General features: G+C 58.3%; 11 protein-coding genes and 1 tRNA gene. 5 read left to right on the top strand and 7 right to left on the bottom strand.

The window, feature by feature from the left end:
• Nucleotides 1-23: 23 nt before the first annotated feature.
• Nucleotides 24-1,367, top strand: a complete 1,344-nt coding sequence (gene gdhA / locus HMPREF2920_RS00240; RefSeq protein ID WP_016422934.1) for an NADP-specific glutamate dehydrogenase — start codon at nt 24-26, stop codon at nt 1,365-1,367.
• A gap of 85 nt (nt 1,368-1,452) precedes the next feature.
• On the top strand, nt 1,453-2,214 hold the full coding sequence (locus HMPREF2920_RS00235) for a sulfite exporter TauE/SafE family protein (RefSeq protein ID WP_049170334.1): 762 nt from the start codon (nt 1,453-1,455) through the stop codon (nt 2,212-2,214).
• A 34-nt stretch (nt 2,215-2,248) separates the two neighbouring features.
• Here HMPREF2920_RS00235 and ehuA read toward each other — a convergent pair whose 3' ends face one another.
• The 4 genes from ehuA to HMPREF2920_RS00215 all read right to left on the bottom strand — a co-directional run bounded on the left by ehuA (nt 2,249) and on the right by HMPREF2920_RS00215 (nt 6,343).
• Nucleotides 2,249-3,022: an ectoine/hydroxyectoine ABC transporter ATP-binding protein EhuA gene (gene ehuA / locus HMPREF2920_RS00230; protein ID WP_016422932.1), complete on the bottom strand. Its 774-nt coding sequence runs from the start codon at nt 3,020-3,022 to the stop codon at nt 2,249-2,251.
• Nucleotides 3,023-3,940: an amino acid ABC transporter permease gene (locus HMPREF2920_RS00225; RefSeq protein ID WP_370550222.1), complete on the bottom strand. Its 918-nt coding sequence runs from the start codon at nt 3,938-3,940 to the stop codon at nt 3,023-3,025. It lies immediately after the preceding gene.
• Nucleotides 3,941-4,003: 63 nt separating this feature from the next.
• Complete coding sequence (locus HMPREF2920_RS00220) at nt 4,004-4,897, bottom strand: ABC transporter substrate-binding protein (protein ID WP_070853965.1); 894 nt, start codon at nt 4,895-4,897, stop codon at nt 4,004-4,006.
• Nucleotides 4,898-5,023: 126 nt separating this feature from the next.
• Complete coding sequence (locus HMPREF2920_RS00215; RefSeq protein ID WP_049190014.1) at nt 5,024-6,343, bottom strand: NAD(P)-dependent malic enzyme; 1,320 nt, start codon at nt 6,341-6,343, stop codon at nt 5,024-5,026.
• A 756-nt stretch (nt 6,344-7,099) separates the two neighbouring features.
• Between HMPREF2920_RS00215 and HMPREF2920_RS00210 the strand changes: the two genes are divergently transcribed.
• Nucleotides 7,100-7,858 carry an Ltp family lipoprotein gene (locus tag HMPREF2920_RS00210; protein WP_083308198.1) on the top strand — a complete coding sequence of 253 codons (759 nt, stop codon included), beginning with the start codon at nt 7,100-7,102 and terminating at the stop codon, nt 7,856-7,858.
• A gap of 149 nt (nt 7,859-8,007) precedes the next feature.
• Nucleotides 8,008-8,310 carry a hypothetical protein gene (locus HMPREF2920_RS00205; RefSeq protein WP_053087298.1) on the top strand — a complete coding sequence of 101 codons (303 nt, stop codon included), beginning with the start codon at nt 8,008-8,010 and terminating at the stop codon, nt 8,308-8,310.
• Nucleotides 8,311-8,585: 275 nt separating this feature from the next.
• Here the strand turns inward: HMPREF2920_RS00205 and HMPREF2920_RS00200 are convergent.
• The 3 genes from HMPREF2920_RS00200 to HMPREF2920_RS00190 all read right to left on the bottom strand — a co-directional run bounded on the left by HMPREF2920_RS00200 (nt 8,586) and on the right by HMPREF2920_RS00190 (nt 10,480).
• Nucleotides 8,586-8,659 (bottom strand) — tRNA-Leu (locus HMPREF2920_RS00200).
• A 50-nt stretch (nt 8,660-8,709) separates the two neighbouring features.
• Nucleotides 8,710-9,687, bottom strand: a complete 978-nt coding sequence (locus tag HMPREF2920_RS00195; protein WP_049190011.1) for a DUF368 domain-containing protein — start codon at nt 9,685-9,687, stop codon at nt 8,710-8,712.
• Between the two features lie 202 nt (nt 9,688-9,889).
• Nucleotides 9,890-10,480: a TetR/AcrR family transcriptional regulator gene (locus tag HMPREF2920_RS00190; protein WP_049190009.1), complete on the bottom strand. Its 591-nt coding sequence runs from the start codon at nt 10,478-10,480 to the stop codon at nt 9,890-9,892.
• Between the two features lie 459 nt (nt 10,481-10,939).
• Here HMPREF2920_RS00190 and polA point away from each other — a divergent pair, with 459 nt between their 5' ends.
• Nucleotides 10,940-13,570: a DNA polymerase I gene (polA, locus tag HMPREF2920_RS00185; RefSeq protein ID WP_070767289.1), complete on the top strand. Its 2,631-nt coding sequence runs from the start codon at nt 10,940-10,942 to the stop codon at nt 13,568-13,570.
• Nucleotides 13,571-13,610 lie beyond the last annotated feature (40 nt).

The raw sequence follows: 13,610 nt of genomic DNA, 5'->3' as shown, positions 1-13,610 counted from the left end.
ATGGTTTCGCAGAGAGGTTTATTTTGAATATCGAGCAGAAGGTTTCGGGACTCTATGACCAGATTCTCACCCGAAACGCCGGTGAGCCGGAGTTCCACCAGGCAGTGGCAGAAGTTCTGGAGTCGCTGAAGGTCGTCCTGGAAAAGGACCCACACTACGGTGACTACGGCTTGGTTCAGCGTCTGTGTGAGCCGGAGCGTCAGATCATTTTCCGCGTGCCGTGGGTCGATGACCAGGGGAAGGTCCAGGTCAACCGTGGCTTCCGTGTTCAATTCAACTCTGTGCTGGGCCCGTACAAGGGTGGTCTGCGCTTCCACCCGAGCGTGAACCTCGGCATCATTAAGTTCCTGGGCTTCGAGCAGATCTTCAAGAACTCCCTGACCGGCCTGCCGATCGGTGGCGGCAAGGGTGGCTCCGACTTTGATCCGAAGGGCAAGTCCGAGCTAGAAATCATGCGCTTCTGCCAGTCGTTCATGACTGAGCTGCACCGCCACATCGGTGAGTACCGTGACGTCCCGGCCGGTGACATCGGCGTCGGCGGCCGCGAGATTGGCTACCTGTTCGGTCAGTACCGCCGTATGGCCAACCAGCACGAGTCCGGCGTTCTCACCGGTAAGGGCCTGACCTGGGGCGGTTCCCTGGTTCGTACCGAGGCCACCGGTTACGGCTGTGTCTACTTCACTGAAGAGATGATGAAGGCCAACGGTGCTGACATCAACGGTGCCAAGGTCATCGTTTCCGGTTCCGGTAACGTCGCCATCTACGCCATTAAGAAGGCTCAGGAGCTCGGCGCTACCGTCGTCGGTTTCTCTGACTCTTCCGGTTACGTCTCCACCCCGAACGGTGTCGACGTCGAGCTGCTGAAGGAAATCAAGGAAGTTCGTCGTGCTCGCGTCTCCGAGTACGTCGCTGAGGCTGAGGGCGCTGAGTTCCACGAGGGTGGCAACATCTGGGAGCTCAAGGCTGATGTCGCACTGCCGTGTGCAACTCAGAATGAGCTCAATGGCGAGTCCGCCAAGCTGCTGGTCGACAACGGCTGCCGCTTCGTTGCTGAGGGCGCAAACATGCCGTCCACCCCGGAGGCTATCGAGGTCTTCAAGGCCAACGGTGTCCACTTTGCGCCGGGCAAGGCTGCCAATGCCGGTGGTGTTGCTACCTCCGCTCTGGAGATGCAGCAGAACGCTACCCGCGATTCCTGGTCCTTCTCCTACACCGATGAGCGCCTGAAGCGCATCATGACCAACATCTTCAAGAACTGCGAAACCACCGCCGCTGAGTACGATCACGAGGGTAACTACGTGCTCGGTGCCAACATCGCAGGCTTCAAGAAGGTCGCTAACGCAATGCTGGCTCAGGGCGTCATCTAGTCTGCTAACGTTTCCGCTTTACGACGGATCCTCGGCGACCCCGCCCGTCGAATAGCCGAAAAGCCCACGCTGTAAACTCCCTCCCATGGAGTTATCAGTGTGGGCTTTTGTCTTTATCGTGGCAACGATTTTTGTCGGGGCCCTGATGCAGCGAATAGCCGGTATGGGGCTCGGACTGTTGGGAGGTCCGGTCCTCTCACTGGTTGCAGGTCCCGTAGCAGGAATTTTGATTATTAACGTGCTCGCATCGGTCAATGCGATCATGCAGACCATCTCGGTGCGAGAAAACGTCGATTGGAAGAAGTTCTGGCTGATTGGCCCGGTGATGGCTCTCGGCGCGCTCCCCGGCGCTTGGGTGGTTCACAACACGCCCAGCGGTCCACTCCAGGTGCTGGTCGGCGGGCTCGTGCTACTCGCGCTGCTAGTGACATCCGTTATGCCTCAGCGCATGCGTGTCGACGGCCCACAATACGCCGTTGCCTCAGGCGTGGCCGGCGGTTTTATGAATACCCTGGCCGGCATTGCGGGCCCAGCCATTACCGTTTACGCACAGGCTTCCCGTTGGCCAGCGCAGACATTTGCAGCCACCCTGCAACCGCTCTTCTTTGTTTCCGGCGCGTTGTCCTTGCTGTTCAAGGAAATCAGCGGTGACGTATCTGTCTTCGCCACCACACCGGTTATCCTCTGGCCGCTGTGTTTGGTTGCCATGATTGTGGGTATATTTTTGGGCACTCGCGTTTCCCGACGAGTGCCCATTGTGCAAGCCCGAAAGCTCGCGGTCATTCTGGCGACTACCGGCGCGGCAGTCACTATGTTTCGCGGAATCTCCGCAACTTTTGGCGCTTAGGCTTGCTGTTCCGCTTGCCAGCCTCTCCTTGCTGTTACTTCAACAGCGAAGACAGGAAGTTGCGGGTGCGCTCGTGCTGCGGATTACCCAGCACCTCATCCGGGGTGCCCTTTTCCACGACCACGCCGTCAGCCATAAACACGACCTGGTCGGCGACTTCACGGGCAAAGCCCATCTCGTGCGTCACGACGACCATGGTCATGCCCTTATCGGCCAGACCACGCATGACGTTGAGAACCTCACCGACGAGCTCGGGGTCAAGAGCGGAAGTCGGCTCATCGAAGAGCATTAGCTTCGGCTCCATGGCCAGGGCTCGAGCAATGGCAACACGCTGTTGCTGACCGCCCGAGAGCTGAACAGGGTAGGCATCGGCCTTGTGCGCCAGACCAACAGTCTCCAGCAGCTCCATGGCACGCTTTTCAGCCTGCTCCTGAGAGACACCCTTTACCAGCACCGGTGCCTCGGTGATATTTCCCAGCACCGTGCGGTGCGGGAACAGATTGAAGTTCTGGAAAACCATACCGATATCGCGACGCTGACGGGCAGCTTCTGCGGCGGAAATCTCGTAGAGGCTGCCGTTCTTTTCGCGGTAGCCAATCAGGGAACCATCGACGTAGAGACGGCCGGCATTGACCTTCTCCAGGTGGTTGATACAGCGCAGCAGCGTGGACTTACCGGAGCCCGAAGGACCAATGAGGCAGGTAACCGTACCGCGTGGAACTTCCAGGTCGATGCCCTTGAGGACCTCGAGACGGCCGAAGTTCTTCCGAACCTTTTGCGCCTCAACCATCAAATCTTTGGTAGTCATTTACTGCGGATCCTCTCGGTAGAAGTGCTCTTCGTCCTTATCGACAACGCGAGCATTTGCAAGCGGCACACCTTCGGCGTCGGCAAGCGCGGCCAGCTGGCGGGCGGTGAGCTGACGGGTAGCGCCGCGGGCGAAGTAGCGCTCAAGGTAGAACTGTCCGACCATCAGAATTGATGTGATGACCAAGTACCAGGTGGCGGCGACAAGCAGCATCGGCACCGGCAGGAACAGCGCATTGGCGATGTCCGTGGAGCGGCCGTAGAGTTCCAGCGAGAACGGCACTGCGATGACCAGCGAAGTGGTCTTCAGCAGGGAGATGAACTCGTTGCCCGTCGGCGGGATGATGATGCGCATAGCCTGTGGCAAGATGGCGCGGCGGACAGTCTGCCACCAGCTCATACCCAGTGCCTTCGATGCTTCGGTCTGGCCCTCCGGGACAGCCTGGATGCCGGCACGGACAATTTCAGCCATGTATGCGGACTCATTCAAGCCGAGACCGACGAACGCCAACACAAAGGTATTGGACAGGACGGTGCTGAGATCAACCTCGGCAACGCCCAGGTCAATCGTCGAGTAGATAGTGCCGAGGAGGCCCCAAAAGACCAGCTGCACGTAGACCGGAGTTCCTCGGAAAACCCACAGGTAGAACCAAGCAACAGTGGACAGCACGGGGTTGTCCGACATGCGGAGTACGGCGACGATAGCACCGCCGACGATACCGATGAGCATGGCCAAGACCGTCAGTGCAATGGTCCAGCCAGCGGCAGCGGCGATTCGTGTGTCGAACAGGTACTGGAAGTAAACATCCCAGTGGTAGGCCTCGTTGCGGGCGGCACCGATGATGAACCACAGGAAGAGCACAAGCAGCACTGCTGCGGTGATCCAGCGACCCGGGTGCGGCAGCGGTTTGGCCTTAATTTCTTCGTTGAGTTCCGCCTGTGTGGCCTCGTAGCGGGCGCCAGACGCAGATGAGTCGCTCACTTAAAGTTCCTCTCCGTTAATAGTGGCGCGTTCCAAAGCACCGTCTTCCAAACCCCATGTGGTCAGGATTTGCTTGTACTGGCCGTTGTCGATGAGGTACTGCAGCGCCTGCTGGAGTACTGGGCCGAGTTCTGAATCCTTCGGAATAGCGAAGCCGAACGGGGCACCATCGTAGATATCTCCGGCAAGTTCGAGTTTGCCCTCAGAACGATTGACCGCGTAGGCACTGACTGGTGAGTCAGCTGCCAGCGCGTCAGCACGCCCCAGCACCACGGTGGTAGCTGCGGTACCAGCATCCTGGTAGGCCAACTTGTTAATTGGTGGCAAACCGCGATTCAGACAATCCTGATTCTTTACCGGCAGGTCCTCCATGTCAGCGACGGTATTGCGCTGAACGGCAACAGTTTTGCCACAGTAGTTGTCGGAGCTGGCGTCGCTGCCCGGGCGACGTGCCCACTGCAGGCCGGTATCCAGGTAGTCGACGAAGTCGTAGGTCTTGCGGCGCTCCTCATTTGAGGTGAAGCCGGAAGCGCCAACATCAACTGCGCCGGCCGACAGGGCCGGAAGAATCAGTGCGAAATCCTGTTCTTGGATTTCAATCTTCATGTCCAAGACACTGGCCATGGCTCGGATGAGATCGATGTCGAAGCCGATGATGGAACCGGCGGAATCCTTAAACTCTGCCGGGGCGAATGTTGGGTTGGTGCCGATGCGCAATACTTCGCGCTTACGAAGATCTGCTGGGACCTGTTTCGCCAGTTCGGGGACCGCTGCCGGTTTGATCTCTGACCAGCCCTCGGGGTTACCGCTTTCGTCATTGGTGACGCAGCCTGTAAGCCCTAAGAACAAGGTCGCAGTCAGCGTGGCAGCCGCCAATGCGATGGGTCTTTTCATATCTGAATATGTTACCTAGGCACAGGAATACCTTAAATTCGGTACCCCTATTCAGCTGCGTCTTAGGCTGCTGCAGGAAAACCGCACACTTTTCAGACTTCCCGGGGAATAGTCAGCGCCGGTTTTCTAGTTCGCTTCAGCTGCAGCAAAGCCATTGCCAGTGACGTCGAGCGGGCCGACCGCGCCGGAGGCCGGGTCGCTCAGCGCAGCATCGCGGACAGCCTTCGCCACGGCCGGCATGACGCGCGAATCCAGCGCCGACGGGATAATGCGGTCGGCACTCAGGTCTTCTACGCCAACATTTGCAATGGCCTGAGTAGCAGCCAGCTTCATGGCCTCGGTGATCCGTTTGGCACCCGCCTCCAGTGCGCCACGGAACAGACCCGGGAAGGCCAGCACATTATTAATCTGGTTCGGATGATCCGAGCGGCCAGTGGCCACGACGGCTCCGTACTTGCGGGCGACTTCCATCGGAATCTCCGGAATCGGGTTGGCCAGCGAGAACAGAATCGGGTCAGCGGCCATCTGGCTAATCGCATCCTCGCCGATACGGCCGGCAGAGACGCCGATGAACACGTTAGCGTCGACAAGCGCATCGTTGATCGAGCCGGTGATACCGCGCGGGTTAGTCATGCCGGCGACCCACTGCTTGATGTCGCTCAGTGGCTCGCGGTCTGGGTGGATGATGCCGCGCGAATCGACGACGACGATGTCGGACATGCCAGCGGACAGCAGCATCTTCGTCGCAGCGACACCAGCGGCACCAGCGCCGGAGATGACCACGCGGAGATCCTGGAAGCTGCGACCTGTCAGCTTGCAGGCGTTGATCAGGCCGGCGGCGATGACGATGGCGGTGCCGTGCTGGTCGTCGTGGAAGATGGGGATGTCGAGCTCTTGGTCGAGACGCTGCTCGATCTCGAAGCAGCGAGGCGCGGAGATGTCTTCGAGGTTCACTCCGCCAAACGACGGCGCCAGCGCCTTGACCGTCTGGATGATTTCCTCTGTATTGAGGGTATCCAGGACGATTGGCACAGCGGAGATGCCGGCGAACTGCTCGAAGAGCTGGGCTTTTCCTTCCATCACCGGTAGCGCGGCCTTGGGCCCGATGTCGCCAAGGCCAAGCACGGCGGTGCCGTCGGAAACCACTGCGACGTTCTGGCCGGTCCAGGTGTAGGTGCGGGCCAGAGCCGGATCTTCGTGGATGGCCTCACAGACGCGAGCGACACCTGGGGTGTAGCCGATGGAGAGGTCGCGAATTGTCTCGAGCTTCATGGTGGAGTGGGAGCGGAGCTTGCCGCCTCGGTGTGCCTCAAAGATTTCCGCATCGGTGATGGTCGACGGATCTGTGGGGGCGGTGTCCTCCGGTACTGCGTGAAGTGGCGTCTTAGCGGAGTTCGCGTTCGCAGTGTGGGCGGAGGAGCTAGAGGGGGAATTCGCAGCAGGCATGATGACAGTCCAAAACGTGTTGAGTACTGAGTACTTTGTACTTTGAGAAAACTCGACCGCGGCGTGAGCTGCTGGTGGGCAGTGCGTAAAGCCGGGAGCAAAGCTTGGCAGGTGATACGTAGTGGTGTGCGTAAAAACTAAACCAGTCTTGCTATACGGGATTGGTATCTCATTATATGGACAGTGGGGTGGAAAATAAAATCTTTGCGGTTGGGGGAGCGGGGATTTGGGAAGTGTCGTGGGGCTGGCGGCCGCGGGCGTGATGCCGGAACCCCGGCTTTTGCCGAGTTCGACGAGTCCTGCCATGGCATCGTTTGTGTTAAGGGCTACTCAGCTGCGTCGTTTGTGATGAAGGTGTGCATCGAGCTTGCTCGGAAGCATCTTTGTTAGGAAGTGCCTTCGGTGGGGTGTCTATGTGCTGTCGGGTTCCATATGGGCGGCTGTCGTTGGAGGGGCTCCATGCCTTGGCCGCTTTTGGCCTTCTATTGGTTTGGAAAATGTTGGCGATATTATTTGCCGATATTGAGCAAGCGCTGGCCAGGGTTGAAGGTTAGTTTTAAAGAGATTAACCAGTTCCAAGCCCTGTTCTATGGGGTAGAGGCCTGGTTTTTTCTTACCTTCAGTGGTGCCTTATGGTTCGCGAATCGAAAATATTTGTGTAGTGAGGAAAGTTGAATCCGGGGTTCCTGGGATAGTTCCAACTGACGACAGAGAGCTGTTCGTTTATTGCAACTTCTACGCAGGAGGCTTTTTACGATGTCCGATTCCACTTTCCCCCAGAACCCGCAGAGCCCACAGAACCCGTATGGCTCCCAGAATCCGTATATATCCCAGGATCCGCAGGCTTCGCTGGGGCGGCAGTACTACCAGCACAACCCGCAGGATCCGCTCGGCCAGCAGTCCTACCCGCAGGGTCCGTCGGCAGCGGGGCAGGTGCCTCCGGCTCCGAAAGAAAAGAAGAAGGGTGGCTGCTTCAAATGGGGTGGTATCGCCGCGGGCGCTGTCGTCGTTCTAGCTGTGGCGGCCAGCTTGACTGGTGGCGGTGACACTGACGCGGGTTCCGATTCTGAAGCTGCGTCTCTCTTTGGCTCGGAGACTGCCGTTGCGGCTGATTCTGGGACTGTTGAGAATGCCGATTTCGCTGAGGCACCCGAGGCAGGTGCAGATGAGCAGCAAGGTCAGACGGGGGAGCAGCAAAAGCAGGATGAGAAGGTCCCGACCGAATACAAGAATGCTCTCCGCAAGGCAGAGATTTACGCGAATCGCATGCACATGTCGAAGGCCGGTATTTATGATCAGCTGACCTCGGAGTACGGCGAGAAGTTCTCACCGGAGGCAGCCCAGTATGCAATGGACAATCTCGATGCGGACTGGAATAAGAACGCACTGGAAAAGGCGAGAATCTACCAGGATTCGATGGCGATGTCCCCGGATGCGGTTTACGAGCAGCTGACGTCGGAATACGGCGAGCAGTTTACTCCGGAGGAAGCTCAGTACGCGGTGGATAACCTGTAGCAGCGGGCTTCGTTTGTTGATGACGCCAATTGGCCAGAGTCCAGTTGGATGCCTGCTGCAAAAGAACGGCTTCCGCTTCACCAGAATGCATTTGCTGCACACTGAACGGCTGTTGGTGAAGCGGAAACCGTCTCGGCAGTTTTTAATGCGTGACCGGGCAGTTGAGCGAGTGTCTGCAGCACAACTTCGGCGCGGTACAATTCGTGCCGTTTATCAACCGCGCCCGCATCGGCGACCGCGGCGGCAAATCAGAAGTAACCGCGGCACTGCGCCGCTACGCAGTCGCAGCCACCTATCTTGCAGAAGACATCGCTGAGTTTCGAGTCTCCATCATAGAAGAGCAGCGGCAAGCTTTGTTGAGTGGGATGTCCGAGTACGTCGATGGCGATGAAGAAGTTTTCAGAGCGTATGCTCGCCTGTTGAAATCAACGGACTCAAAAGCCATGGAGTAGCCACATTCGCGGGGTGCGAGTCCCCGCCATGGCACTGCCCCGTTCACTCAATCGGTAGTGGCGGGGTTTTCTTATGCCCAAAAACAGATTCACCCAGGAGTTAACGCAGGATTCAGCAGGCAATACGTGGCTCTTTTTTGGCTCATTTTTGGTGCAAAATACCCGTGAAAGTACGTGAAAGTGCGTGAAAAAGAGTGAAAGATAGTGAATACTCAGACAAGTAAAAACCCGCCCCCACCAGGCTAAAAGCCAGGTGAAAGCGGGTTTTAAAATCGTGCCCCCGGTGAGACTCGAACTCACACTGGACGGGTTTTGAATCCGTTGCCTCTGCCAATTGGGCTACAGGGGCGCAAAGTCGTCGATAAGCGAAAATGCTCTATCGAAGCGACTTTGACTAGTTTAGTCCATCGACCCCGAATTAGAAAAACGGCGCTGCGCATAAGCGACGACGCTGACGATTGCGGCGCCGAGAATGAACAGTCCGAGGGCGAGTCCCCAGTCGGAGCCGATGCCCTGGAGCTCGTTGTTTTCGGTCTGCCACGGCCAGAGAGCGCGCAGTGAACCGAGCATGAGGCCGGACATGGCGACCAACGTGAGCGCCTGGTGCGTACTCAGCAGCCATTCGAGGAGGCGGATGAACAGGACGATGCCAATCAGCGCGCCGACGAAGAACGTGCCGATGTAGGCGAAGTCACGGTCGTGAATTGCGCCCATGGTCGGTGCGTAGAGTCCGATGACCAGCAGGAAGAAAGAGCCCGAAACGCCCGGCAGAACCAGTGCGCACACGGCAATCGAGGCGGCGATGAGTACGAGCCAGAGAGGCGGCTGCGTCGGTGCGGCCTGGGGGAGGGAGGTCAGCGCGAACAGGGCGATGCTGAAGAACAGGAAGACTGCGATGGCCTTGCCGCGCATGCCCGGCTGACGCAGAGCGCCTGGCTGTAGCTCGTTCAGCGGCATGGTGATCGAGGCGGCGATCATGCCCATGAACAGTGCTCGGGAAGCGACTGGTTGGTTGGTGACGAAGTTCTCCATGATGCCTGCCATGGAGAAGACCACGGCAACCATGCCGATAGCCACCGGGATGAGCAGCCACCAGTCGATTCTGCGAAGGTCCTCCTTGAAGGTGCCCTTCGAAGTTGCCCGCGGCAGGTCGGTGATGCGCTTTGCCGATTCAATCAGGCGTCCGTAGATGCCCGTGATCAGCGCAAGGGTGCCGCCGGAGACCCCCGGAATCGTCTCGGCGAGACCAATGAGGCCACCGCGAACTGCGTTGGCGATGACACCCAGCGGGGTCGGCTTCGGGATTTCAGAGTAGGGGCTCGTGGTCGGCAGCGTGGTCGACTCTGCGCCAGGAGCGCTCGTATTTTCAGTAGACATCGCAGGCCATTGTATGTCTTCCACCTGAGAAGAAGCGTATTTCCGTGTGTGTATTAGTGGCTTCGGGGTGCGATTAAGGACACAAAACAAAAAAGCAGCGCCTGGGGTGGCGCTGCTGATTCAGTGAGTTACGCAGGAGTAGTCGGTGGTAGTGGGTGGTGGCAGTGGGCAGTGGAGCTGCTTTCTTAGCCGTGCTCGGTTCTTAGCCGTGTTCGATGATTTGCTGCAGGCAGCTGCCCAGGGCCTCAACCGAAATCCTCGGCGCGTTGGCCTCATCGATTAGGCCGGTGTCGGAAAGAACTAGGTATCCGACGCAGAGGGAAATAGCCATCTGGCTGCGGTGCACAGCAGTGTCGTAGCTAACGTCTTCCGGTCCGTCCGCTTCGACGCGGCGAATTAGGTCATCTGCAACAGCTTCATTGAACCGCTCGGCAATGACTTTTGCGGTTTCCTCGGAGTCGAGGGATCCGACAATCAGTGGAATCATGGACTGTCCGGCCATTCCTTGACCAGTCAAAATAGCGCTGGCCATCCGCTGGCCAAGTTCATTGAAGGGAGCTCGGCTGAGTGTGCCTTTGAACTGGCTGAAGTCAATCAGTTCGGCCATGAGACCTTCTTTGGAGCCGAAGTACTTGATGATGAGCGGCGCGCTAACGCCCGCATCGCTGGCAATTTCCTTCAGCGGCACGCTTCGCAAAGGCTTGCGCGCGAAGTGCCGAGCTGCAGCCGCGATGATGCGCTCGCGGGTGGACTGGGCGCTCCGTTGGAAATCGGTCGAATCGAACTCACTCATGCTGAAGAGTCTAAAGCCATGAAAGCGTAACTACGCCAATTGATTTCAGAGGCATGCGCAGGACGTGGTGATATGTTTTCGCGGCCACCTCAAAGAGGGGGTAATTTCTAGGTGCCTCATTTGGGGCAGGTTCCGTGCATGCTGTTGAACAATCGCTGGAAAATATGGAAAAACTCCAGGAAAATAAGGCGAATATTAAAGTTGGATTACAGCATTTCGGAAACTGAAACCAGGTGCCAAGCGACGCTCGAGAGGCTCACTCTTGCGAATCACTGTTCAGGTGGACTAAGGGGCTGCTGAACTCGTTTCAAAATACAGCCTGATTACCGTAATTATTGTTCACTGAAGCTGACTGGCCAACAGCTCATCCTCCGCAGCTCGCGATTCCTCAGCGCGTATCTCAGTTTTCCTACGCTGTTCAATATTTTCCTACACTGGGATGTCATGAAGAAGACCCTCATGCTTATCGACGGTCATTCCATGGCCTTCCGCGCGTTCTTTGCCCTTCCGGTGGATAATTTCTCAACTACCGGTGGTCAGACAACGAACGCGGTGTACGGCTTCCTTTCTATGCTGTCCAATATCCTCAGCGAGGAAACGCCCACGCACGTGGCGGTCGCCTTCGATGTCGCCCGCGAGACCTTCCGCAACGAGATCTTCCCGGAGTATAAGGCTCAGCGTGAGAAGACTCCTGAGGAATTCCGTGGTCAGGTGCCGCTTATTCAGCAGGTGCTGAAAGAGATGGGCATCGTCACGCTGGAAAAGGACAACTATGAGGCCGACGACATTATCGCGACTTTGGCTACCCAAGCCAAGCCTGAGGGCTTCGAAACGCTCATCGTCACCGGTGACCGTGACTCGTTCCAGTTGGTCAACGACACCACCACGGTGCTTTATCCAATGCGCGGCGTCACCACGCTGCATCGCTTCACGCCTGCTGCTATCGAGAAGAAGTACGGTCTGACGCCGACTCAGTACCCGGACTTCGCGGCTCTTCGCGGCGACCCCTCCGACAATCTCCCGGGCATTCCGGGTGTCGGCGAGAAGACCGCGACGAAGTGGATCGTTCAGTACGGCACACTGGCAAACCTCATCGACCACGCTGACGAAATCCGCGGCAAAGTCGGCGATAACTTCCGCGAGCGCGTCGCAAACGTCCAGCTGAACCGCGACATCACCGAAATGGTCAAGGACCTGCCCTTGCCATACGGTCCGAACGAGCTCGAGCTCCGTCCCGCCGACGCCCAGGGAATCATCGACTTCTTCGACCGCCTCGAATTCGGCGACAACCTTCGCGAGCGCGTGTTCCGCACCCTTTCCATCGAAGGCGCGGGCGTCACCGCCTCCACCAGCGACAGTGCGACAAAGCTCGAGGCTGTTTCGCTTGACGACGGCGCCCTGGCTGCCTGGCTCGATAATCTGCACGAGCCGGCCGCGTTGCAGGTCGGGGAGCACACCCTGATGATTGGCTCCGCAGATGAGAAGGGCAAGACCTCCGGCCAGGCTGTTTCTCTCGACTTGGGTGATCTTTCCGCCGAAGATGCCGACGCACTGCGCGAGTGGCTCGCTGGCGACCATCCGAAGCTGGTGCATGACTCTAAAACGGCCATGCATGCACTCTGGAACTACGACTTCGAGCTGGCCGGGGTCATCCACGACACCTTCCTGGCTGCGTATCTGCTGCGCCCAAGCCAGCGCAGCTACAGCTTGGACAACGTCGTCCAGCGTCACCTGGGCCAGACTCTTTCGCAGGCCGAGGGCCAGATGACCCTGCTCGATGGCCCGGCCGAAGACGCTTCCCATGTCGCCGCCGTCATCGACCTGGCTGAGCGATTGGCTGTCGAACTCGACGAGGCCGGGCTCTACAGTGTGTACGCCGACCTGGAAGTCCCGCTCGCCCCAGTGCTGGGTCGGATGGAGCGTGCCGGTATCGCTGTCGATGTTGATGCGCTCGAGGAGCTCCGAAAGCAGGCGCAGGCGGCTACCGATGAGGCGGAGAGTGAGGCTCGCAACCTCGTCGATAAGCCTGAGCTGAATCTCGGATCGCCGAAGCAGTTGCAAGAGGTCCTGTTTGACCAGCTGGGAATGCCCAAGACAAAGAAGACGAAGACGGGCTATTCCACGGCGGCGAAGGAAATTGAGGGGCTGGCGAAGGTCAACCCGCATCCGTTCCTGGATTACCTGTTGAAGTTCCGCGAGTCGCAGAAGATGAAGTCGACCGTGGAGGGGCTGATTAAGGCTGTCGCTGATGATGGCCGTATTCATACGACTTTTAATCAGGCGGTCGCGGCGACGGGGCGTCTGTCGTCGACGGAGCCGAATCTGCAGAACATCCCGGTGCGCACGGAGTTCGGGCGACGGATTCGTGAGGCGTTCGTGGTCGGCGATGGCTATGAGCAGCTGATCACCGCGGACTACTCGCAGATTGAGATGCGCGTGATGGCGCACCTATCGCAGGATCCGGGGCTGATTGAGGCCTACCGCCAGGGCGAGGACCTGCATAACTACGTCGGCTCGAAGGTCTTCGGCGTCGGCATCGATGAGGTTACGCCTGAGCTGCGTCGTCGTGTAAAGGCGATGAGCTACGGATTGGCTTATGGTCTGAGCGCTTTTGGTCTGGCTCAGCAGCTCGACATTCCGCAGCGCGAGGCGAAGAAGCTCATGGAGGACTACTTCGAGCGCTTCGGTGGTGTGCGCGATTATCTGCACAAGGTTGTTGAGCGGGCGCGCAAGGACGGCTTTACGGCCACGATGTTCGATCGTCGTCGCTACCTGCCGGAACTCAACGCCGACAACCGCATCGCTCGCGATAACGCGGAACGTGCGGCTTTGAACTCGCCGATCCAGGGCTCGGCGGCAGACATTATTAAGATTGCAATGCTCCGGGTCGACGATGCTTTACGACGGGGCGGGTTGCGCTCACGTGTCCTCCTGCAGGTTCATGACGAACTGGTTGTGGAAGTTGCAGATGGGGAAGAGGAAGCCATCAAGGAGCTGCTGCATCGGGAGATGGACTCGGCGGCTGAATTGTTGGTGCCGTTGGATGTTTCTATCGGTGCTGGTGTGAACTGGGATACTGCTGCGCATTAGTGGTGCGAAGGTCGGGCCGTAGTGCTGGTCGGCGGACTTG

This window comes from Corynebacterium sp. HMSC075F02, from assembly GCF_001838335.1.
GTDB lineage: Bacteria > Actinomycetota > Actinomycetes > Mycobacteriales > Mycobacteriaceae > Corynebacterium > Corynebacterium jeikeium_D.
The sequence above is the reverse complement of the archived record's forward strand: the minus strand, read 5'-3'. Positions and strand labels throughout refer to the sequence as shown.

Excerpts from the sequence above, each read along its gene's own strand:
- HMPREF2920_RS00235 (WP_049170334.1), top strand. The coding sequence starts at position 1,453 with ATGGAGTTATCAGTGTGGGCTTTTGTCTTTATCGTGGCAACGATTTTT.
- ehuA (WP_016422932.1), bottom strand. The coding sequence starts at position 3,022 with ATGACTACCAAAGATTTGATGGTTGAGGCGCAAAAGGTTCGGAAGAAC.
- HMPREF2920_RS00220 (WP_070853965.1), bottom strand. The coding sequence starts at position 4,897 with ATGAAAAGACCCATCGCATTGGCGGCTGCCACGCTGACTGCGACCTTG.
- HMPREF2920_RS00215 (WP_049190014.1), bottom strand. The coding sequence starts at position 6,343 with ATGCCTGCTGCGAATTCCCCCTCTAGCTCCTCCGCCCACACTGCGAAC.
- HMPREF2920_RS00210 (WP_083308198.1), top strand. The coding sequence starts at position 7,100 with ATGTCCGATTCCACTTTCCCCCAGAACCCGCAGAGCCCACAGAACCCG.
- HMPREF2920_RS00195 (WP_049190011.1), bottom strand. The coding sequence starts at position 9,687 with ATGTCTACTGAAAATACGAGCGCTCCTGGCGCAGAGTCGACCACGCTG.
- HMPREF2920_RS00190 (WP_049190009.1), bottom strand. The coding sequence starts at position 10,480 with ATGAGTGAGTTCGATTCGACCGATTTCCAACGGAGCGCCCAGTCCACC.
- polA (WP_070767289.1), top strand. The coding sequence starts at position 10,940 with ATGCTTATCGACGGTCATTCCATGGCCTTCCGCGCGTTCTTTGCCCTT.